Annotated in this window: 14 protein-coding genes and 1 pseudogene; 9 read left to right on the top strand and 6 right to left on the bottom strand. The window is 67.9% G+C overall.

Going from position 1 to position 20,999, the window contains the following annotated elements:
* Nucleotides 1-2 precede the first annotated feature (2 nt).
* Nucleotides 3-1,205 carry a GGDEF domain-containing protein gene (locus Q319_RS25575; protein ID WP_081846032.1) on the top strand — a complete coding sequence of 401 codons (1,203 nt, stop codon included), beginning with the start codon at nucleotides 3-5 and terminating at the stop codon, nucleotides 1,203-1,205.
* A gap of 114 nt (nucleotides 1,206-1,319) precedes the next feature.
* On the opposite strand, the gene Q319_RS0112835 is transcribed toward Q319_RS25575, so the two are convergent.
* Nucleotides 1,320-3,236, bottom strand: a complete 1,917-nt coding sequence (locus Q319_RS0112835) for an acetate--CoA ligase (RefSeq protein ID WP_051655363.1) — start codon at nucleotides 3,234-3,236, stop codon at nucleotides 1,320-1,322.
* A gap of 316 nt (nucleotides 3,237-3,552) precedes the next feature.
* Here Q319_RS0112835 and ddrC point away from each other — a divergent pair, with 316 nt between their 5' ends.
* The 4 genes from ddrC to Q319_RS0112805 all read left to right on the top strand — a co-directional run bounded on the left by ddrC (nucleotide 3,553) and on the right by Q319_RS0112805 (nucleotide 9,055).
* Nucleotides 3,553-4,254: a DNA damage response protein DdrC gene (gene ddrC, locus Q319_RS0112830; protein WP_029482895.1), complete on the top strand. Its 702-nt coding sequence runs from the start codon at nucleotides 3,553-3,555 to the stop codon at nucleotides 4,252-4,254.
* A 1,766-nt stretch (nucleotides 4,255-6,020) separates the two neighbouring features.
* Entirely contained in the window at nucleotides 6,021-7,454 is a 1,434-nt protein-coding gene (locus Q319_RS25570) for a zinc ribbon domain-containing protein (RefSeq protein ID WP_081846031.1), read from the top strand.
* 20 nt (nucleotides 7,455-7,474) lie between these two features.
* Entirely contained in the window at nucleotides 7,475-8,356 is an 882-nt protein-coding gene (locus Q319_RS0112810) for a phage NrS-1 polymerase family protein (protein WP_156039327.1), read from the top strand.
* Between the two features lie 15 nt (nucleotides 8,357-8,371).
* Nucleotides 8,372-9,055, top strand: a complete 684-nt coding sequence (locus Q319_RS0112805; protein ID WP_029482892.1) for a hypothetical protein — start codon at nucleotides 8,372-8,374, stop codon at nucleotides 9,053-9,055.
* 282 nt (nucleotides 9,056-9,337) lie between these two features.
* Here Q319_RS0112805 and tnpB read toward each other — a convergent pair whose 3' ends face one another.
* The gene (gene tnpB, locus Q319_RS0112800) at nucleotides 9,338-10,570 is read right to left on the bottom strand and encodes an IS200/IS605 family element RNA-guided endonuclease TnpB (RefSeq protein WP_156039326.1); all 1,233 of its coding nucleotides are present in this window, start codon (nucleotides 10,568-10,570) and stop codon (nucleotides 9,338-9,340) included.
* Complete coding sequence (tnpA, locus tag Q319_RS0112795; RefSeq protein WP_081846030.1) at nucleotides 10,551-10,979, bottom strand: IS200/IS605 family transposase; 429 nt, start codon at nucleotides 10,977-10,979, stop codon at nucleotides 10,551-10,553. The genes tnpB and tnpA overlap by 20 nt, the downstream gene beginning before the upstream one ends.
* Nucleotides 10,980-11,215: 236 nt before the next feature.
* On the opposite strand from tnpA, the gene Q319_RS0112790 reads away from it, so the two are divergent.
* On the top strand, nucleotides 11,216-11,578 hold the full coding sequence (locus Q319_RS0112790; protein ID WP_029482889.1) for a hypothetical protein: 363 nt from the start codon (nucleotides 11,216-11,218) through the stop codon (nucleotides 11,576-11,578).
* A 429-nt stretch (nucleotides 11,579-12,007) separates the two neighbouring features.
* On the opposite strand, the gene Q319_RS0112785 is transcribed toward Q319_RS0112790, so the two are convergent.
* The gene (locus Q319_RS0112785) at nucleotides 12,008-12,562 is read right to left on the bottom strand and encodes a hypothetical protein (protein ID WP_029482888.1); all 555 of its coding nucleotides are present in this window, start codon (nucleotides 12,560-12,562) and stop codon (nucleotides 12,008-12,010) included.
* Nucleotides 12,563-13,188: 626 nt separating this feature from the next.
* Nucleotides 13,189-13,929: a hypothetical protein gene (locus Q319_RS0112780; protein ID WP_029482887.1), complete on the bottom strand. Its 741-nt coding sequence runs from the start codon at nucleotides 13,927-13,929 to the stop codon at nucleotides 13,189-13,191.
* Between the two features lie 1,156 nt (nucleotides 13,930-15,085).
* Here Q319_RS0112780 and Q319_RS0112770 point away from each other — a divergent pair.
* The 3 genes and pseudogenes from Q319_RS0112770 to Q319_RS26255 all read left to right on the top strand — a co-directional run.
* The gene (locus tag Q319_RS0112770) at nucleotides 15,086-16,387 is read left to right on the top strand and encodes a replication initiation protein (RefSeq protein ID WP_029482886.1); all 1,302 of its coding nucleotides are present in this window, start codon (nucleotides 15,086-15,088) and stop codon (nucleotides 16,385-16,387) included.
* Between the two features lie 1,137 nt (nucleotides 16,388-17,524).
* Complete coding sequence (locus Q319_RS0112760; protein ID WP_029482884.1) at nucleotides 17,525-20,296, top strand: RNaseH domain-containing protein; 2,772 nt, start codon at nucleotides 17,525-17,527, stop codon at nucleotides 20,294-20,296.
* A gap of 146 nt (nucleotides 20,297-20,442) precedes the next feature.
* Nucleotides 20,443-20,655 (top strand): annotated as a pseudogene (locus Q319_RS26255) (IS982 family transposase); the annotation flags it as partial.
* Nucleotides 20,656-20,664: 9 nt separating this feature from the next.
* Here Q319_RS26255 and Q319_RS27145 read toward each other — a convergent pair.
* On the bottom strand, nucleotides 20,665-20,999 hold a 335-nt coding region (locus tag Q319_RS27145), incomplete at its 5' end, for a transposase (RefSeq protein ID WP_029482883.1).

Genomic DNA, 20,999 nt, shown 5'->3' with positions numbered 1-20,999 from the left:
ACATGCGGTTCCCCGGGTTGCCCAGACCTCCAGATTCGGCGCGCGTCGGGCGAGCGCGCCCGAAGGCCGGGGTGGGCCGGGCGGACGGAAAAACAGAAGGCGTGATCCAAGAACCCGGCGCGGAACTCAGGCACACCCTGCATCAGGGTCTGGCGCTGACCGCGCTGATCTGCGGCGTGCCCGTCCTGCTGATCCTGTGGGGGCTGGAGGCGTCCAGCGCCGATCCCAGAGCGCCTATGGTGGGGCTGTACGCGGTCATGGCGCTGGTGTGCATGTGGGCCGCCCACCGGATCGTGAGCGGCAGATCACTGGAGCGCGCACTGAAACTGATCATGGTCTTCAATGCGCTGTTCATCCTGTTTCAGGCGTATTACGGCGTGGTGGGCGGGCAGATCAGCCTCAACATGTACCTGATGATGATCACCAACGCGGTCTTCGGCTATCTGGTGTTCGGCACCCGCAGCGCCGGGCTGCTGAATCTGGGCATGTTCGGCATGGTCCTGGCGCTGGTACTAGCGCGCGCGGCGCAGGGCGATCTGAAGCCTTCCTTCTTCGACCTCCAGCTCTTTCTGTCCACCGGCACTGTAATGCTGCTGCTGCACGCGCTGGCGTGGTACAAGAACAGCTTTATCGCGCTGGCCCACAAGCAGTTGCGGCTGGAACACGAGGCCTGGACCGATGCCCTGACCGGCCTGCCCAACCGCCGCCGCCTGTACCAGCAGATCGGAACGCTGCTGGACCCGGACGAAGTCTCTCCAGGCAGGGGCGGCAGCGTGATCATGCTGGACATCGATCATTTCAAGCTGGTCAACGACACCCACGGCCACCTGGCCGGGGACAGCGCCCTGACGCACGTCGCGGGGCTGCTGCGGCAGGAAGCGCAGGCTGGTGAAACGCCGGGGCGCTGGGGCGGCGAGGAGTTCATGCTGATCCTGCCCGGTGTAACTGGGGCCGGGGCTGCCCGCCGGGCCGAGGCGCTGCGGCAACGGCTGCTGGCCTCGCCCCACCCGCAGGTCGGCCCGCTGACCGCCAGCTTCGGCGTCAGCGCCTGCCGCGCGGGCGACGACCTGACCAGTCTGGTGGCGCGGGTGGACGACGCGCTGTATGGGGCCAAGGCGGGGGGCCGAGACCGGGTTCAGACGGCGGAGATGGCGGCGCCCGGCTTTGAAGGTGACGTGGCGGCCATGCCCGCGATAATGGAGTGAAGCTGCCCGGGAACTGGTGTTGCCGGCGGCCTGCACAGTGTCCACCTCATCCCCGCAGGAGGAAACCGGTAGAGGGTGGCCTGCCGCGTCTCCAGACCTCCAGGGACGCTCCCTCTAGCCCTCCAGCGTGGTCAGGTCGCCGGGGTCCTCGCCCAGCGCCTGGGCGCGCAGCACGCGGCGCATGATCTTGCCGCTGCGGGTCTTGGGCAGGGCGGCCACGATCTCGACCCGGCCCAGCGAGGCAATCGGCCCCAGTTCGCGCCGGACATGCTCACCGATGCTGGCGCGCAGGCCAGGAAGGTTGGCATCATCAGCGCTGTGGGAGGCCAGCAAAATCACGTAGGCCACGATGCTCTGGCCCTTCAGCTCGTCGGGGATACCAATCACGGCGGCCTCGGCCACAGCAGGGTGCGAAACCAGCGCGTCCTCCACGTCCGAACTGCCGATGCGGTGCCCGGCCACGCTCAGGACGTCGTCGGCGCGGCCCAGAATCGAGAAATAGCCGTGTTCGTCGCGTAGGGCCAGATCGCCGGACAGGTAGCCCGCCGGGTTCTCGCTCCAGACCTCGGCGTACCTAGCCGGGTTGCCGTGGATGCCGCGCATCATGGAGGGAAAGGGGCGGCGGATCACCAGATGGCCCTGCACGTTGTCGGGCAGGCTGTTTCCTGCCTCGTCCACCACGTCGGCCACCACCCCGGCCAGCGGGCGGCCCACGAAGCCGGGGCGCACAGGCCAGCGCGGATGGCTGCCCAGCGTGGGCGCGCCCAGTTCGGTCTGCCACCAGTGATCGATCACGATGGCGTGCGCGCCTTCCCCCAGCCCCCCGGCCAGATGCTGCTGCGCCCAGCGCCACGCCTCCGGGTTCAGCGCCTCGCCCGCGCAGGCGATCACGCGCAGGCGGCTCAGGTCATACGGCTCGAGGACCTCTGCGCCCAGCTTCATGAACAGGCGCAGGGTGGTGGGGGCGGTGAACAGCACGTCCACGCCATATTTCTCGATGCTGCGCCACAGGATGCTGGGGTCCGGGAAGTCCGGCGCGCCCTCGCGGAACAGCACCGTGGCCCCGGCCACCAGCGGCCCATAGACAATGTAGCCGTGGCCTACGATCCATCCGATGTCGCTGGTGCAGAAGAAGACATCCTTCTCGGTGACATCGAACAGCGCGCCCAGGTGGTAGGCGGTGCCCACGATGTAGCCGCCGTGCGTGTGGACCACGCCCTTGGGCTTTCCGGTGCTGCCGGAGGTGTAGAGGATGTACAGCGGATGCTCAGCCCCGACTGGTACGGCTGCCGTGCGTCCGTGCGTGAACAGGCTTTCCCAGGCCACCGTGCGCGAATCATGCTCGCGCGAGAAAGTCTTGATGCGCTCCCACAGCACCAGATGCTGCACCTGCGGCAGATCGGCCACCGCCTCGGCGGCCACCGAGTACAGGTCCACCAGTTTGCCGCGCCGGTACCCCACGTCCGCCGTGATCACCACCCGCGCGCCCGCGTCAGTAATCCGGTCCCGCAGCGCGCCCACGCCTAGGCCCGCGTAGACCACCGAATGCACCGCCCCCAGCCGCGCGCAGGCCAGCATGGCGATGCAGCCTTCCGGGGTCAGGGGCATGTAGATCACCACCCGCTCGCCCAGGCCCACGCCCAGCGCCCGCAGTCCGGCGGCGGCGCGTTCCACCCGCTCGTGCAACATGCCGTAGGTCAGCACCTGTTCCTCCCCGGTTTCCGAGAGCCAGATGAACGCCGCGCGGGTGCGGGCCTCGCCGCGTGCGTGGCGGTCCAGCGCGCTGAGGGTCACGTTGGTCTCGCCATCGGCAAACCACTGGAAGTTCGGGGCCTCCCCGCTGAGGCCCAGGGTGGGTTCGCGGGTCCATTCCAGCTTGCGCGCCTGCGCCAGCCAGAAGGCGTCCGGGTCCGCCGCCGCCGCATCGATGTCTGCCTGCGGGTCGGAACGCAGGCGGGCCAAGACGCTCTGGGGGACGGGAAAGCGCTCGGCGGAGGGCGGGGTGGGCGCGGCCTGATCGGATTCGGACATGGGGCAAACCTCCAGAAGGTGGGTGTTTGGAGCGTGGAGAAGCTCGATGTTGTGGCAAGGGCGTGGTGCGTTCAGTCTAGTCGCGCTTGTGGGGGATAGGCGGTGAACTGGGGGGAACATTCCCAGGCCGTTTCCTCAAAGGACGTCAGGAGGCACAGCCAAACGGGCCACGCGGACATTTCGTCGCCTCCTGTTAAGTGCCAACCTTGCCAAGCGGGAAAGAAGTGGTCTGGGACGCCCAGGAACGCACCTTCCAGCCCCTCTCTCCCATCCTTTCTTATTATGTAATTAGCATAATTTATGCTATAATCTACGTATGCAGAACGCTCCGCTGACCCTCGAATTCGGCACCGTCCGGCTGCCCATCAGCGCCGACGGATTCCTTCTCGCTTCCTCTGCCCTGGCGCAACTGGGGCTGATCCCTGCCGACTGGAACGCCCTGGCCGCCGAACATGATCTGGCCTCGCCCGCCCGCGACTTTGGCGCTGGGCCGGAGGCCACCCTGAGTCTGGCCGAATTTTCCCGGCTGGCCTTTGTGGTGGACACCGTGCAGGCGCGGCGGTGGCGCAAGCGGGCGCAGGACCTGCTGACCCGCGCGATGGGCGGCGACGTGAAACTGGCCGCGCAGATCGCCGAACGCAGCGCCGATCCGGGGGCGCGGCGCTGGCTGGCCTCCCGCCTGGAAAGCACGGACGCCCGCCGCGAGCTGATGGCGACGGTGGCCCGCCACGGCGGCGAGGGCAACGTGTACGGCCAACTGGGCAGCATTAGCAACCGCAGCGTGGTGGGCCTGGACAGCGCGGGCATTCGCCGCGAGCGCGGGGTGAAGGCCACCCGCGACGGCCTGAGCAGCACCGAACTGCTGCGGCTGGCCTACCTGGACGCCGCCACGGCCCGCGCCATCACCGAACGCGGCGCACACGGCAACGCCGCCATCCTGCACCTGCACGAGCGGCTGGCCCGCCACGAACGCCGGGGCTGGGCCGGGGAAGGGTCCGGGGCACCCCAGGCGGGATAGAGAAGTCCTCTTGCCCAGCCCTCTCCGCGTGGAGGGGGCTTTCTTTTGTTGGAGGTGGGATTGTGGGGTGGCCCTGCCCGCTTAACCCCTCCGCCCCTCCGGGACACCTCCCCTCAAAGGGAGCTGAGCGGCGCGTAACCGGGACGGCGCACAGCAACGCGGTGCGGCAGCACGTACTGCGCCGCACACTCAACAGACGCCGCATCTGCGCCCAAAACGGGTACAGGGTGACGCCCAGCACAGGGACAGTGACCCCCGCGCACGTGAATGACAGGCAGCCGCACAACACAGCGGGTGACAGACGCTGCGGCGCCCACGTGGGCCGTGACCTCGCGCGCCCGCTGGGTGGGCGATAGCATGGCGCGCTGGTAGGAGGGAGCCACTGCGTAGCGCTGTTAGAGGACGGAGCCTGCACCGCACGGAAAAAGAGATGACTGCGTGCGCTGCAGAAAACAGACTGGACAGGGCAACACCCAAACCAGACCAGCAGCCGCACGCTGCAGTGAGCCAGTAACTGATGCGAGTACGGGGGAGAGGGCGTACAGCGTCAGAAGGAAGGCCAACCGGCCCCGCAGCGCACAGGGACGGCAAGGGGAAGCGTCGTGCAGAGACCGAGTAGCTGCGCCGATTCATCAAAGGGCAGCAGTTGCGCAGTTCTACACGACACGACACATGCACGCGCTCCGGACCGTGCAGCAGCCACCACGCCAGTATCGGCGGCACACGACATCGGCAACCGAGACGACGCATGACGGCGCGGCGTGGCAGCACACGCCTGACGCACGTCGCGTCTGCGCACAGTCCGGAGCGCGTGCAGCGACAGTCATTTCCGAGCAACCTCGACGCTCCCCTGGGGTTTACCCGCAGCACTGGGGACCGACGCTCCATCTCCCTCGCCACCCTGCTGCTGGTCTGACGTCCTCACGTGAAAGCTGCGGAACCATTGACCGCGCCGCCTTCCTAATCAGAACAGTCCTGGAGATCTCATTTCCGGAATTTCCGTATAAAAGGCTGTTCCAGACGGGTTGGATCGCCCACTTTGTGTGCCAACTTTCCATTCATGGTCTCATAGGCGCCAGTCTTCCGCTCGAGCCCCTCCAGCCAGGCCGCAACGGGCACGCACAGCGCAAATGCGTCCGCAGACACGGGCAGTGACGCGCGGGACCAGACGCAGGCGCATCTCCAGCAGGGCGCAGCCGCAGACGCGAGATGAAGCACGCAACATGACGCTGGACGGCAACAGATGCACCGACACGAAGGCGGCGTCAGCACCGGCCGGGAGGCAGCGGCGCCGCGCAGTGAGCACAGGAGGGTGGCCAGTCCACCGCGCAGCGACACCGTCCGCACACAGAGAGAGACGGCAGACCAGCGCGTCGCCGAGAGTGAACCACGGCGGTGCAGCGCAGCCAGGTGACACGCGGCGCCGCACGCCGGGAGAGGCGCGCGCGCCACACCGCGAAGGTGGACGGCTGGGTGCACCAACCGCACCAGACCCGCAGGTCTGTTCATTCGGTGGGACGGCAAGGGAAGTGGGCACGGGGGAGAGGGGACCGAAGCGCCAGGAGGAAGGCCAACAAGCCCCGCAGAGCGAAAGGGAGGGAAGGGGAAACGTCGTGAGGAGACAGCGGGGGCTGCGCCGATGGATGAACGAGACGCACCCGCGCAGGCAGGGAAGAACCCACAGAACCCACGGTGGGTGACCAGCCACGGCAGCGGTCCGTCCGCAGCGCCGCCCTGACCCCCACAACACGACACAAGGAGGCGAAATGCCTGCATCAACACACCTGCGGGTGCGACACGCGTTGCACCCGGCCCCCGCCCAGACTGCCGCGCTCGACAACCTGTGGCACCTCGGCCAGCACCTCTGGGCCGTCCTCGCGCTGCACGCCCGGCTCGAGGCGACAGGCCAACCACAACCCATGCAGCGGGTGGCGGCGCTGGCCGCCGGCCCACCACCCACCAGCCAGGTCCCCGTGAGGCTGCCCCGGCGCAGCACCGCCGAGCGCCGCCGCGAACTCGAGGTGCTCGCCCGGGCACGCGGCTGGCGGGCGCACCTCGGCAGCGCCACACTCGACGGCCTGGTCAGCGATTTTGGCCGGACCCTGAAAAGCCTCGGTCCGGTGGCCCCACCGGACGCCATCCCACTCACGCCGCCGCACGACTTCGCCCTCGTCCTGGGGGGGCTGGCCCGGCCTGTGGGCGAGTTGCACGCCGAGATCGCCGGGGTCCCCGGCCTTGTCCAGGCGCCCCTGTTTCTGCTGCCTGGCCCGGCAGGGGCAGCGGTCGAGACCTGGCGGCGGACGTTCGGTGGTGACCTGACCACCCGGCGCGGGGCGCTGGAGGCCGGTCTGCTCGCAGGCGATCCCGAGGCGGACGCGAGCTACCTGGCGCATGTGGCGCGCTATGGGCTGATCGAGAGCCATCTCGGCGCGGTTCCGGACCACGCGCCGGCCACCCCCCCAGCCGTAAGCCTGGTCCTGGCGGAGGCGGCGCAGCTGCATCACAGCGATGCGGGCGGGTATCAGATCAGCTGGGCATTCCGGGTGACCGGGTTGACGCCGCCGAGCCATCAGGATCTGATCGCCCTCGATCCCGGTGTGCGCTCACTCTGGACCTGGGTCAGCGGCCGTCACAGCCACGGACGGTCTCCGATGCCGCTGAGCCTGCTGCGGCCGTGGTCACCGGCCATGCCAGGGCCGCCCACTCGACTGCTCGCGCAACCTCAGGACCTGATCTACGCGCGCCTGCGCCGCCACCAACTGCTGCACCGCACCCGGTTGAAACCGGTGCTCGAGGCCGGCCTGGCGCGGTTTCTACAGTTTGCGGCGGTGGCCGTCGAACGGACGGATTTCGGGGGGATGCGGTGCCGGGGAGAGGACTATCCGGAAGCCGCCGATTTTCTGGGCACCCGGCTCTACGAGCAGTTTCTGTGCGACTGTGCCCGGCTGGATCCAGGTCACCGCATGGCGGTCTGGGTGCCTCCCGCCTGGACGAGCGTCGACTGTTCGGTGTGTGGCGCGCGCGGCGCGGTGCATTACCGGGGGCGGTCCGGGCGCTGTCAGACCTGCGGGCAGCACCTGGACCGGGACCACAACGGCGCGCGCAACGTTTATCAGCGCGGGGCGGCGCAGCTCGTGGCACGCGGGCTGCCCTGGACGCCCGCGCCGTTGCCGATCCCCCCACGCCGGAGACGGCCGTGACGCCAGGCCAGGTGGCGCAGTTGGAGACAGGGTGGCCAGACGTCCTGCGGCCTCTGCGCGCCTACCTGCCGTACCGGCTGACGCGGCGCGCGTCGGGCCGCTGGGGCAAGGTACCGAGTCGCTGGGCCGGGCAGCGGCTGTATCCAGTCAATTCCCTGGACCGCCGCTGGCACCTGACGTTCCGTGATGCCCTGGACCTGCTGTGGGCCGAGCACTGCGATGGGATCGGCGTCGTGCTGGGGCCACACCTGAACCTGGACGGCGTGCCCCTGGCGGGCCTGGATCTCGATGACGTTGTGACCCGGGGCCGTCCCCTCACTGGGGCCCTGGAGCTGCTGGCTCCCCTGCCCAGCTACACCGAGCGCAGCGTGTCCGGGCAGGGGCTGCATGTCGTCGTGGCGGGCCGCCTGCCACCGACAGGACGGCGCGGGCATGTCGCGGGTATCGGCGTCGAGCTGATCGACTGCGGGTACCTGGCGATCACCGGCGACCGAATTCCCGGGACGCCAGCGGACGTCGCGCCGCACCCGGAGGCCCTGCTCGCCCTGCACCGCCAGCTGGTTCAGTCCACACCGCCGGCCCCGCGCGCGCGCCCTGTCCCGAACCACCTGGACGACGAGGCGGTGTTGCGGCGTGCCCGCAGTGCCCGCAACGGGGGGCGGTTCGGGGCGCTGTACGACGGGGACCTGTTCGCCCACGGTTTCGATCACAGCCGTGCTGACTTGGCCTTGCTCGCTCACCTGCGCTGGTACACGCGTGACCCGGATCAGTTGCGTCGTCTGTGGGCGCGCAGCGCGCTGTACCGCCCGGAACGTTGGATCCAGCCGGTCACCCGTGATGGCCACGATTACGCCGCCGCCACCATCGCCCGCGCGCTCGCCCTCGGCCAGCCGCACCTTTGATCTCAAGGAGACACCATGACCACACCCCAATTCCACACCTACACCGTCCCTTTCTTCCCCAACCCTCTCCAGGAACAGGCCCTGGCCCAGCTCAGCGCGCAGGCCCGCGTGGTCCGCCAGGCCTGCGTGGATCAGGCCACACTCGCGCAAAGCGGTCAGGTCACTTCGCTCCCGGCCTTGCTGGGCGGCCCTAAGCACGCTGAGTGCAGCGCTGCCGCTGAGCTGCGGGCGCTGATGGCCCTCCCGGCGCTGGCGACGTTTCCCATCGGCCTGCTGCACCACGCGGTCAAGGATCAGCGCGCCCGGATCGCGCGGGCAGGAGAGCCCGTCGCCGTGGAGGAGCCGGTGACGCTCGCTGGCGACGGCCTGATCTCGCCGGTCGGCGCGCAGACGCTGCAACTCGCAGGGGTACCGGGCGAAGTCACTGTCGGCACGGATCACCTGCCGCGCTGGGCGGCGTCGGCGTGGGCGCGTGCCGTGGGCGTTCCGGACCCAGCTCCTGAGCTGGAGCTGGGTGGGGCGCGCCTCACCGATTGGACCTTTGTTGAGCGCGGGCCATACAACGGCGTCGACGGCTGGCTGATCGACGTGGAGCTGCGCTGGGACGCGTGGCCTGTGGGATCTCTGTTGCGCGGGCTGGATGAGGAGCAGTGGCCGCCATCGGAAGCAGTGCAGCGGTTGATGGACCCGGCGCGCTGAATATGAAACGGCCAGCCGCTGGCACGGGGGCTGGCCGTTCCCTTGGCGGTGGGCTGCAGGGGCGGACTGGAGACTGGGTCGCCCGTTTCGCCGAAAACAAGGGCCGCAGCCTGACCTGAGAAGGCCGCACGGCGAAATTCTGAACCTCATGGCCGACGACGTGACCTGCTGCCAGTGGGCGGCAGTGGCACGAACACAAGGCCCTGAAACGGATCGAGACGGCGCATGCCGGTGAAGTGGAGCAGGTGAACCTCACACGACTAAAGTCGCGTGATTCTCGCTTCAGCGAGGACTGCCAGCATTCGCTGGTCTCACACCCTCTCCACGAGCGTTTTTGGTGTCCGTCGTTCCAGCGGCCACCATTCTCAAGCCCTCGTCTCGGATGTTGAGGGCAGCGTTCAGGTCGCGGTCGTGCGTCTCCCCGCAGTGCGGGCAAGTCCATTCCCGCACCGCCAAGTCCTTCACGGCGGGATTCTGGAAGCCGCAGTCGTGGCACAGCTGAGAGGAGGGAAAGAAGGGGTCTATGGGGGCAAGGGTTCTGCCGTACCACTCGGACTTGTATTCCAACTGGCGGCGGAACTCGCCCCATCCGGCGTCCATGATGCCTTGCGCCAGAGAACGGTTTTTCGCCATGTTCCCCGGACGCAGACTCTCGATGCAGATGACGCCGTATCCCCGGATGAGGTCGGTGCTGAGTTTGTGCAGGAAGTCCCGCCGCAGATTGGAGATGCGTTCGTGAACCCGAGCGAGCTTGGTTTTCGCCCGCTGGCGACGATTGCTTCCCTTCTGGCGACGGGACAGAGTGCGTTGCGCCCGCCTCAATTTGCGGAGGTTGGCGCGGTAGTGCCGGGGGTTGCCGACTGGCTCCCCCTCGGAGGGGACGAGGAAGGACTTCAAGCCGAGGTCGAGGCCGACAGCCTTCCCGCTGGCGGGAAGGGGTTCCACTTCAACTTCACACTGGACGGACGCGAAATACTTTCCCGCCGCGTTCCGACGCACGGTGACGCTGATGATGCGCCCCTGCACCTCCTGCGACTTGCGGAACTTGACCCAGCCCAGCTTGGGGAGCTTCAGGCGGTCTTCGGCGACGGCGATGTTGCCGTTGGTGAAGTTGGTGCGGTAGCTCTGCTTCTGCCCCTTCTTGAAGTGAAACTGAGGGAACCCGGACTTGCGTTGGCCCTTGGGTTTCTTGCAATCCCGAAAGAAGTTCTCGTAGGCCCGGTCGAGGTCGCGCACTGCTTGCTGCAACGCGAACTTGTCCACGTCGCGCAGCCATGCCGTGTCCTCTTCCCGCTTCAGCGCGGTGAGTTCCTTGTCGCACTGAAAGCGGGTCAGCCCCTTCCCGGTTTCCCGGTAGCTTTCCTTCCTACGGGCGAGGAAGGTGTTGTACACGAACCGGGCAGAGCCGATGGTGCGGTTGATTTGCGCCGCCTGCTCTGCCGTGGGGCAGAGGCGAACCTTAAACGCCTTCTGCCGCAACCCGAAGGGCCGCACGTCAGTGTGGCTCTGCGGCATGCTGCTCCTCGATGTACTTCTGAATCTGAGCGCGGGTGTGTTCTGAGACGGTCAGGACGCAGTAGGACGGATTCCAGAGGTTCCCGCCACAGAGCTTCTGCTTCAACTGCGGGAAGGTCGAGAACATCCGGCGAGCGGAGGCCCCCTTCAGCGCCTTCACAAAGTCGGGAATGGCGTGCTGCGGAGTGGCCGACAGCAGGAGGTGAACGTGGTCAGGCATGACCTCCATTGCGACAATCTCCAGCCCGTTCTGGGTGGCGATGTCACGCAAGATGTCCTTCAGCCCGTCCGCAACCTCGCCCACCAACACCGGATGACGGTACTTCGTCACCCAGATGAGGTGGTACTCCAGCTTGTAGACGTAGCCGCGACCCTTTTTCATCTCCAGTTGGAGGATAACATATGTCACTCAAGCAGAGCAATAGATTCCGCTCTCAGTCGCCCCTTTCGGGGCGAAAGGGGCTAACTCATGACTGAAGTCACGAGCTTGCGCCCCTCCCCCGTCAAAGGCGGGGAAGTGGGGTGCGGATGGGGGCGGGAGTCCACACGCGGCCCTCCTGAGGCCGCCTGGTATGAACAAAGACCGCCTGAAACGGTGGACACACTGCACGTGCGGTCCCATACGCCACCAGACCACGCATCAAGGTGCGCGGCAGGAACGGCAAGGTCACCTTCAGCGCCGGCACCGCGGTTCCCGGTCCGACGCCCGACGCCATGACCGTCATGCTTGACAGGGAGCGCGCATCCTGGGGCATTCCGGCCAACGGGATCTCGCTTGCTGCGCTGGTCGCGGAGGGAGTGGGCGGCTCGGCGCGCAGCGAGAGCGGACAGTGCAGTCACCTGGGCTGGCTGGCCCACGGCACGCTGAACATCTCCGATCCTGCAACTGGCCTCAGGATCTGGGCAGTCGTCGTCCTGCGTGTTGACCGGGCGGCGGGCATGCACCGCTCTCGGGGTGGGCAGGTGATCGCCGGTCCGGTCCACAGCTCCTCAGACAGAACGATCTAACCTCAGACAGGAGCGGGCACCGCACATAGGGTGTCACGCTTGATCATCCTCGCCGCCACCACCGGCCACGGCCGCCCCCTCTGGCAACCTCCGCAGTGGAGCCAAGCCTCATCCCCAGTTCAGGATGGGGGCCGGCCTGGCCCAGCAGCGTGGCAGGCGGACAGGACCACGCGGCATTGGACCGGCCGCGAAAGAGTGCACCCGGTGTGGTGGCGGAGGTCACTCCGCCACCTGTACAGGTCCAGGAGAGGCGCGTCCGGGTAGGGCTTGAGGGGAAGGCGGGGGCCTATGAGACCATGAATGGAAATTTGGCACACAAAGCGGGCGATCCAATCCGTCTGGAACAGCCTTTTACACGGAAATTCTGGAAAGGAGATCTCCAGGACTATTCTGATGAGGAAGGCGGCGCAGTCAATGGTTCCGCAGCTTTCACGTGAGGACCTCAGCGTCGACCAGCGGAAAATCCAGGGTGCGCATCTCCAGCGGCGCGCCGGTGAGCAGCGCCACGCCGGTGCGCAACTTCATGCCGGCCAAATCGACGAGCCGCCGTTCCGCCTGGGCCATCTCCAGAGCCATGGCGGGGGCAACGGGTCCGCCCTCCCGGATGAACTGGGCCACGGCAAGTTCGCCTTCGCGAATGAACTGGGCCTCGTCGGGTAAAAACAGGCTCAGAACCGACGGTCTCTCACTGAAGTACAGGCGGTCCCGCACGCCGTGAAGGATGGTCAGATGATGGGCGTGGGCAGCGCCGCACACCGCTTCGTTCAACGGAGAGTGATCTGGCACAGCCGCCAGCGGGACAACGACACCAGCCACGGGGTACGCGGCGGCGACGAGGACGCGGCACCCGGCGACATTGACGTGCAAGAAGGCCAGCGTGCCGCTGCGGGACGTCGACACCCGGTCAACGCCGGGCAGCATCTTGAGAGCGGCGCGCAGGATCGGCAGGGCGGCGGTGGTGCTGGAGCTCGGGGGATTGCGCATCTGCTGATCCTTGCACCACCCCCTTGAACGGTCTTTGGCTGCGGTCGGCCACCAACGCAAAAGCAGTCACGCCAGAGACTGAGCGCCGTGTCGGTGGAGGGCCTGCGCCAGATTCCGGCCCAACGCGCCTGGCCGAACGGCGACGCGAGCAAAGCGGATGTGCATGCGGGTAACCACCGACGGGCGCTTCCTGACCGCGCCGCCCGGTTTCCGTGGGAGACAGACGCGTTCTCTCGCTGGTCACCCGTGATCTGCTGGCCCCGTTGCCCCCTTTTGCTGAGACTGGAGCGTTACGCCAGCCCTGAACCACCCCGTGAAGTCGCCTCCAGAGGATGAACCGACACCTGGGTGGATGACGCCTTGATGTCGTCGGCCCAGACCTGGACTTTCCCTCACCTTTCTTCTGCCGTCCAGCAGGTGAATGCCGGCGTTGAGCCCGCGCCTTCCGGATCACTGGCGGCCCCCCGCGTGTCCAGGCAAACGGCGGTGAGCGCATTGCCGCTCAGCCAGCGGCGCGGCGGGCGTCCCTCTGGCCTGGTGGCTGAGGCGTCAACCCTCCGCGCATGGCACAGGCTGGACTCCCCGCAGTTTCGCGTTGCTCCTGAATGCACGGGGGGTGAAAACCGCTAGCGAGCGGTCTGTGGGCTCAGCGTCATGGTCCGGATCAGGTCCAGAACCCGCGCCTCCTGCCAGCGCACCCAGATGCGCTTGTCCTGCTCCTCATGGTCCGCCAGCCAATTCAGGACGCAGCCGTACTCCCATCCCTCCTGTTCATCTTCACCGCAGTCATACACACTACTGTAGCCAGCGTCATTCAGCACGTTCTTGCGGGCCTCGTCAAAGAAGACGCCCAGTGCTGACGTCGACGCGAAATCCCCTGGCGAAGCGGTGTCCATCACTTGATTCCACGTCACGTCCTCGGTCAACAGGAGTTCTATGCGCGGCAGCGGCTGACCGTGGCAGACTGCCGACCACACGTAGCACGCGACATCGTTGGCGTTCAGATCGAGCTGATCACCCGAGGAGAGGCAGCGGTTCCAGTCCCAGTCGCCCAGCGCCAGGTGCAACAGGCCGCGCTCAACGGAACCATTGCTCAACACCATCTGCAATTCGCTGCGGTCCGCACACACCTGGATGGTCCAGGGGCCCGCCTGCCTGCCCCCATCGGCCACCGGCTGGCGGGTCACCGCGTACTGGCCGCCGCCCAGGTCAAATACGGCCAGGTCCTCACGGCGCGTGGACGCAGCGGGGTCCAGAGTCAGCAGCTGTGCCGGCGGCGCGCTGGCCTGGGCCATCAACGTGCCGGCCAGAACCAGGTTCGGCGGACGGTGCCCGGGCAGGGTGGGCGTGAACAGATCCTTCTTCATATGTGCCTCCTGGGGTCAGTCCAACGTTGTCCCCGAACCAAAGACTGGCACAGGGGGGTTGGCCGCAAATTTCAGCGCAGCGAGAACCAGACACTTCAGGACTGGAGAAGAGGCCGCCCCCGGAAAAACCACGGCACACCCGAGAGCAAGACGTCTGGCGGGGGCCAGGTGGGAAGACCGGTTCCGGTGGAGCGGCGGTCAGCCCAGGCGCGGCACAACGTGCGCCGGAGGGCCCGTCGGTCCCCCCAGCACCCGGACCCGGCGCGTTGGCCCTGAGCGCCCAGTGGCCTGCGGAGCGCGTGGTTGACGGCGGCGGCGTCCACCGTTTGCGCGTGGTGCAGCGCCGCATTCGCCTGCTGCACCGTCCTGGTGTGGGCAGGGTCCGGCCATGACCCACGGGTCACCGCCGCAGCAGCCGGTACTGGCCGTGACGCGAGATATCGGTCACGTGTCCCACCGGGTGCACCCCAAACACGAGATCGGTTCGCCGCCCATTCCTGGGCCATGACGCTTCTTCAGAGGTGAACGCCGGTCAGGGCTAGGACGGTCAGCTGATACCGGATCTGTTTGCCCTCGGGGCTGGGGTTGGGCACCTGGCCGCTGGCAGGGCAGCTGGCCAAGTTCAGAACCTTCAGCTGGTCCAGGCGCAGTCTGGCGCCTTCTGCAGGCGTCATCTGCCAGGTCAGGGCCTACAGGGTGAGGCGCGGCGGGAGCGGTTTGATTGGACGTCTTCACGCCCCTGGCTCCTGCGCCACGCCCTTGGCCTGGATCCCAGCAGAACCAGGGTTGGTCTGCCGCTCAGGCCGCGCGCGTCTCGGCTGAGAGTGTCCGCCTGTCTCGGCGCAGTGGAAAGACCCCCCGGGCCGCACCAGCAGCCCATTTCCAGAATCTGTCGCCTTTGAGGGGGTGGGGTGAGGGGGTTGTCGCGGCCGAGGACCACCGTGTCTAATCTGAGGAGATACGCCTGAATCCGTGAGGTGAAACCCGTCTCGGCTGAGGGATTCCAGTAGCCGCCCAGGCGTCAGGTACGGTGTTCTTGCCCTGCCGGCCCCGGTCCTTGTGTGTTGGTGTTGTTTTTTCTTTAAAAAAGAACAAACACCAAAGACCAACCGGCAGGTCAAAAAATCGCCCAAGCCCCCCCTGCCAGGATGCAGACATGCAGGTTGATCCCATGCCCTCCGTTCTCCTTCTGGCCCCTATCAGTGCGGCGCGAACCAGCAACGACACCGTCCGCTCGGTGGACGTCACGCTCAGCACAGTGGCGCTCGCCTACACCGCCAGCAGCGCCACGGCGCTGCCGCACGGAGCGGACCTGCGGGTGTTGCTGGCCCTGACCCGGCACGTCACCGAGGCCGGCGAGGTGCGCCTCACCGTGCCCGCGTTGCTCCAGGCGGCCGGGCTGGGGTACGGCGGCCGCCAGCACGAGGCCCTGTTCGCCGCGCTGGACCGTCTGGCGGCCGTAACCTACACGGTCCATCAGGCTCCGGCGTTCCTGGGCCTGACCGGCGAGTTCCGCCTCGTGATGCCGGCTTTCCGCCTGCCGGGCGGCGAGTTGCAAGTCGAGGTCTCGCCAGAGATGCTGGCCCAAGTGCTGCGGGTCCGGGCGAACCCTGCACCCACTTGGCGCCCCGAAATTCCCAGCAGCGCGCTGGCGCTGTACGGCGTGCTCGACGCGCTGCAACAACTGCCGGGTCAGGCGGGCAGCGGGGCGCTCAGCCTGCCGCTCCTGGGACTGTGCGAGGTTCTGGGGTTGTCCGGCCGCCCGGACAACGCCCGGCGCGCGTTGCTGGCCATGGTGGAAGAACTGCGCGTGGCTGGTTACGTCAGCCGCGCCCAACCAGTCGGACAGGGGCGGCGCGCGCGGCTCGAGATCGCTGACGCCGGACCCGACGCCGAATCGGTGGCGCTGCTGTGCGGCGACCGGGTGTCGCGGTCCCGGGCCACCAGCTTCGTGCGGCGGCACGGCGCCGTGGGCGTGCGGCAGTGCCTGGACCGCGCGCGCCAGGTCCGGGCGGAGACGGAAGCGAGGGGCAAACAGGTGGCCAACTGGACGGGCCTGCTGTGCAACGTGCTGGACGATCCGGACCGATACGGCGCGCTGGTGGCGCCGGTGGTTCCTGCCCCGGTGGCACCGCCGAGCGCGGTCACGCCACCAGCAGAGCCGGACGTCGTCTACGGCAGCGCGGACGTGATCCGGCTGGTGCGGGCCTTGGGCAAGGGCACCCTGAAGGAGCCGCATCAGGAGGCGCTGCGGCAGCGCCTCGACGGCGGGCACGAGGATCCGCAGGCGTGGGGACGCCGCCTGTCGCAGGCCGTCGCCTCAGACACGATCGTCGAGGTCCTGGAACAACTGGCACAGGAGCTGACCCGCGTGGCGTCGCCGCGTACCGGGGACCCGCTGGGTCAAGACGTGTTGTTCGGCAACGGGAAACAGCGGTCCGGCACACTGGAAGGCTGAGCAACGCCCAGATGTACGGTGGCGGTGGGTGGCCCGACAGGGCCCGCCCCCTGGGGACGCGCGGTCCTGAACCTCCTCGCCCCGCCCACGGGCGCCCCGCAGACGCTGCGGCTGATGGCTGCTCAGCTGGCCGAGGTCAGCACGCCGTCCTGGCCGCGGCCCGTCGGTCAACGGCCGCACACCGAACACCTGGCGGCCCGCCGTCTCGAAGATGGCCGTGTTGTCGTCACCCGGCAAGCCGACGGGGAAGGCGAAACCGTGGCCGAGACCACCTGGGTGTTCGATACCGCTGAAGACCCCAGAAACGGGTTGAGGGCCGGTCCCCCGCGCGCGCCCTGGACGGTCTGGGAGATCTGGACGCCCCGTGGTGCCGGGATGACGGCGGGCACGTCAGCATCTGCGCCGGGGCCAGTGACTGCGCGGTGTGGTCCGGGCGGACGCATGTCCAGCCCAGAACACAGCCCATCCAGGAACGCGACGAGGTTCAAGCAGCCCTCAAAGCGCGCTGGCACCGCCTGTGTCGGGGGCGCCGCCGGGCGATCTCGGCGACACCTGGGCGGTACGCGACCAGATCGGGCAGCCTGGGCCACGAGGGTCAGCGGGTCCATGACGCCGCCGAGCAGTTCTACCTGGACGCGTGACGGCTGCGGCAGGAGCGGCACGCGCTCGCCCTGATCGAGCGCCGCCCCCTCTTTTTTGGTGGCTCGGTCCCTGCTGCGTGGAGTGTCCAGGAGGGCAAACCTTGAGGGCGATCCAGGATTTAGGCGCGTCAGCCGCCACGTCGGCCTCTTGTGCAGCGCCAGCCGCGTCACCACGCAGGGGTTGCCCGGGCTGTGTTCAAGGCCGCCCAGGTGGGTTGACTGCGCTATCCACTGCGCCACCCACTGCGTCAACAGCGGCCGGCGACGCGGCAAAAACCCTGTGCAGGGAACTGCCCCGGGAAACAGACGCGCCGTGGGCAGTCATCGCCCACCGTGTGGCCGCCCGCCTCCAGTGTGGATTCCAGGGCGTCCAGCAGGCCCACCCTCACGCTGGAGCCAGCGTTCGCGCGTGAGGGTGGGCCTGGCTGGTTAACCCCTGGGGCAGAGATCACATGGAAAAAAATTCGTCAAAGGGGGCTATGCCAGGCTGAATGCCATGGCTAACCCCCTGACGTCCACCACCATCACCGCCCAGCTGTGCCTTCAGGCGACCACAGAAACCGGCGCGGCACCCGACGTGTGCGTGTCATCGCCCGCCCCCACATCCGGGCCGTCCACCCTGACCTGGGAAAAACCCCAGCAGAGCATGCCGCAGTGTTTCGTGCTACCCGAGGGTGTCTCGCTGGTCACGCCGCTGCTGCACGTCCTGGGCTGGCAGCCGGAAGCCGCTGAGGTGGTGGGCCGGCTGAGGGTGCTGCTCCGGACCGTGCCCCTGCGCACGCTCCGCGCTCTGGCCGAATGTCACATCCCGGGCCTACAGCGGCTGGATGACCAGCTGGGCACCGCCACCAGTGACCAGCGGGGGGAACTGGCCTGGTCCACCGAGCCTGACCGGGACCGCCTGCTGGCCGGGGGCACGGCCATGACGCAGGCCTGGATCACCGGCTCCCTGGCCGGGATCGGCAGGGCGCGGGACGGCGACGATGACTCGCAAAAGGCCGTGCGCGCGGCTGTGCTGGCAGCAGTGCAAGACCTCCAGGACCTCCTCGACAGGAAAGCGCTGTTCGGCGTCCAGACCCTGACCCCCACGGTCCACCTCTGGAACGTGCGTCCCAGCAGCAACGGAACGACCCGGCCTGGCCATTTCCTGTCGTACCCGGCGCTGGCCGACGCCGTGGCCCGGGCGCTGCACGGCCAGGCAATCCTGGCTGGCAACGGGGCCATGCGCCGCGTCATTCCGCGCCACACCCAGGGCCGGGCCGAACTCATCGGTGCCCCGGTCCGCGAGGAGGAGGGGCAGGCGTCCAGCCTGGTGGTGGGCGTCCGCATCCTCAGCCTGCCCGGCTTTTCCCAGCCGCTGATCGCGCTGGAACTGTACAGAAAGCACTGGGTGACCCCCCGGGCACCTGACCTGCGGCAGGGCAAGATCACCGGCTACGTGCTGGGCCAGCTCGCCCACCCCTGGACCGTCAGCGCCGGGGCCAGCCTCCAGGGCGTCAACAGCGAATACCGGGAACTGGCGCGCGCCTACGGGCTGGACGAGACCGTCCGTGCCGCCGACCTGGCAGATCAGCGCAGTGGCCGCGCCGAGGTGGTGCTCCACCGGCACACCCGTTGCGGCCAGCGCGTGCTCACCCGCGTGTCCGAACGCGACAGGGCCGAGGCCATGCGGAACGTGGCCCTTTTGCTCGCGCCGCTGGGCCTGGAGGCGTGGACCAGCGTCGGCGAGATCAGGCTCTGCGGCGACGCACCGGCCAGCACCGCCTCGGCCGACCCGGACCAGAACGCCGGTCAAGACGACTTGCCCTGGCTGGCCCGCACCCTGGGTATGGCCGGGCAGCCAGACCTTGCCAGCAGCGTGCTGGTCATCGTCCACCACCCGTCGTGCGGGGCCGAGGCAGCGCTGGCCCGCGCCACCATCGAGGTGTCCACCGGTGACCGGGTCACCGTCGCCACCCTCCCGCTGCTGGCAGGCGTTCATGGTGCAGCGTGGCAGGACACCGTCCAGGCCATCCGGGAGATCGACGTTGAGCAGGGCGTGACCGGCGTGCTGCTGATCGCGCCGCATGGAGACCGGGCGTCTGGCGGCGGGACTGGGGCTGACCCCCAGGTCCACTGGAGCGCCGCGCGGCAGGCCCTGATTCGCCAGGCCCAGGTGCCGGGCGAGCACCTGCTGCCGTTGGACGCCGGGGTGGTTGATTCCACCGCAGACTTTCACCGGCGGCTGTGCCACGCCTGGACGCACCTGACCTGGGGACAGCACGGCGCGCTGGGTTCGCTGGATGGTGTGCCTGGGCCTTCACTGCCGGTTGACGCTCCCAAGGTGGTCCTGGGCTTCACCGCCATCCAGCGCGACAGCAGCCAGTTCGGGCGTCACTTCGTGGCGCTGGCGTTCCGGTCCTGCACGCGCACGGCCCGGACTGAGGTCCGCCTCGCCTACGAGGACCGTACCGCGCCCCACAACCTGCGGCTGACCCCGTGGGAGTCGCCGTGCCAGATCCTGACGCGCCTGGCCGGGGCCAGCCCGGTCATCCTGAACAGCGACGTGAACCCGCGTCAGCGTCAGGCGCAGTACCAGAGTTTTGTCGATCAGACGATTGAGGGTGAGATAGACGGGGGCGAATCGCCGCTGGTGATCATCGACAGCACCCACGCGGTGAACCTGTGGCCCTGGCTGGCCGACAGCCGCATTGACGTGGAAAACATCACCTTCGGTGCGCTGGGCAACCGCAACATGAAGTCGCCGTGGCAGCGCGCCGGTCTGCGGCTGGTCCGCATCCGCCAGGACAATGCCCCGCAGGTGATCGGCGGCGGGCCTGGCTGTGGCGCCGCCCTGCCCGGCCAGGCAACCCACGCTGGCGAGTTGGCACGAACCTGTGGGCCCACCAGGCCGGCTCCCAGGCTGCTGCGGGTTCAGGGGTGCCAGATCCCCACCTACCTGTCTGCCGACAGCGGGCCGTCCTGCACGGGCAGGCGCGAGGGGGGGCAGCACGGTGAGGAGAACGCGGGCCGGGGCGTTCTGCCTGCCTCCAGCCCAGCCCAGCCTGCGGTCGGGCCGCGCCCGCTGGAGATCAGTGTGCTGCTCACGCAGCCGGGCGACGGTCCTGACCGATTGGCCGGACTGGTGGGCCGGCTGAGCAGCGGACACGGGGGCCACGGCGGGGGCACCACCCTGCCCACGCCGCTGTCTTTCGAGCGCGTGATTCGCGGGTACCTCGCGGCTTCTGAGGATCCAAACCTCGGCGGGGGGCTTGGGGCCGCGCAGTAGGGACTGTCCCTTGAGCTGGGCCGGTTTTCGGGGGACCGTGTGGTCCTGCGACCAGATCGGCCCAGTGACCCTCACCAGGGTTACCCCGTTTAGGGCTTGAACCAGAGTAGATTTTTCCCCACTCAGACGATAAAAAGTGAGACGATATGGCTAGATATCGTCTCCATCACAGTTTAGGCCGTCGGCGCAATATTCGCACCCTTCACCGCTGGACTAAAAAGCACTTCAGCGATCAAAAAAAGTGTCGTCACCAGAAAGTCACCGACGCCATGCTGATTGCTCTCTTGCTGGCACGCTTGATCTACAAGCAGGCGTACCCCTCAGTCTGGTGGAGTGACCTCAAGGCTTCAGTACCGGACAACTTGAGTTCAGGCGGTGCTGAGCGCAGGAAAAGGGTGACTCAGGAGGCCAAAGTAGGCTTCGGCCTGTGGGCGATCCCATCTCAGCGCTCTCGCCAGATATTGCCAGCCATACTGGTACACGCTTGTTGCGCGGCGACCATGAGCCTTGATCAGAATCGGTTTGCACGCGTTCATCCAGACGCCCACCCTCAAACAGCACACCCAGGCCAGCGTGACCAGTCCAAATAACCGCTCCAGTCGGTCAGCGTGGGTCACCGCTGACCGTTCCAGGTCGAAGCCCCGCGACTTCATGCTGCTGAACGTACACTCGATGCTCCAGCGCAGTCGATAGACCTCCCAGG

The organism is Deinococcus marmoris DSM 12784, from assembly GCF_000701405.1.
In the GTDB taxonomy this organism is placed as follows: domain Bacteria; phylum Deinococcota; class Deinococci; order Deinococcales; family Deinococcaceae; genus Deinococcus; species Deinococcus marmoris.
Note: the sequence above shows the minus strand (reverse complement) of the source record. Positions and strands in the feature narration are given on the sequence as shown.

What these genes read in the sequence shown, in the direction of transcription:
- Q319_RS25575 (WP_081846032.1), top strand. Translation starts at nt 3, where the DNA reads ATGCGGTTCCCCGGGTTGCCCAGACCTCCAGATTCGGCGCGCGTCGGG.
- Q319_RS0112835 (WP_051655363.1), bottom strand. Translation starts at nt 3,236, where the DNA reads ATGTCCGAATCCGATCAGGCCGCGCCCACCCCGCCCTCCGCCGAGCGC.
- ddrC (WP_029482895.1), top strand. Translation starts at nt 3,553, where the DNA reads ATGCAGAACGCTCCGCTGACCCTCGAATTCGGCACCGTCCGGCTGCCC.
- Q319_RS25570 (WP_081846031.1), top strand. Translation starts at nt 6,021, where the DNA reads ATGCCTGCATCAACACACCTGCGGGTGCGACACGCGTTGCACCCGGCC.
- Q319_RS0112805 (WP_029482892.1), top strand. Translation starts at nt 8,372, where the DNA reads ATGACCACACCCCAATTCCACACCTACACCGTCCCTTTCTTCCCCAAC.
- tnpB (WP_156039326.1), bottom strand. Translation starts at nt 10,570, where the DNA reads ATGCCGCAGAGCCACACTGACGTGCGGCCCTTCGGGTTGCGGCAGAAG.
- Q319_RS0112785 (WP_029482888.1), bottom strand. Translation starts at nt 12,562, where the DNA reads ATGCGCAATCCCCCGAGCTCCAGCACCACCGCCGCCCTGCCGATCCTG.
- Q319_RS0112780 (WP_029482887.1), bottom strand. Translation starts at nt 13,929, where the DNA reads ATGAAGAAGGATCTGTTCACGCCCACCCTGCCCGGGCACCGTCCGCCG.
- Q319_RS0112770 (WP_029482886.1), top strand. Translation starts at nt 15,086, where the DNA reads ATGCAGGTTGATCCCATGCCCTCCGTTCTCCTTCTGGCCCCTATCAGT.
- Q319_RS0112760 (WP_029482884.1), top strand. Translation starts at nt 17,525, where the DNA reads ATGGCTAACCCCCTGACGTCCACCACCATCACCGCCCAGCTGTGCCTT.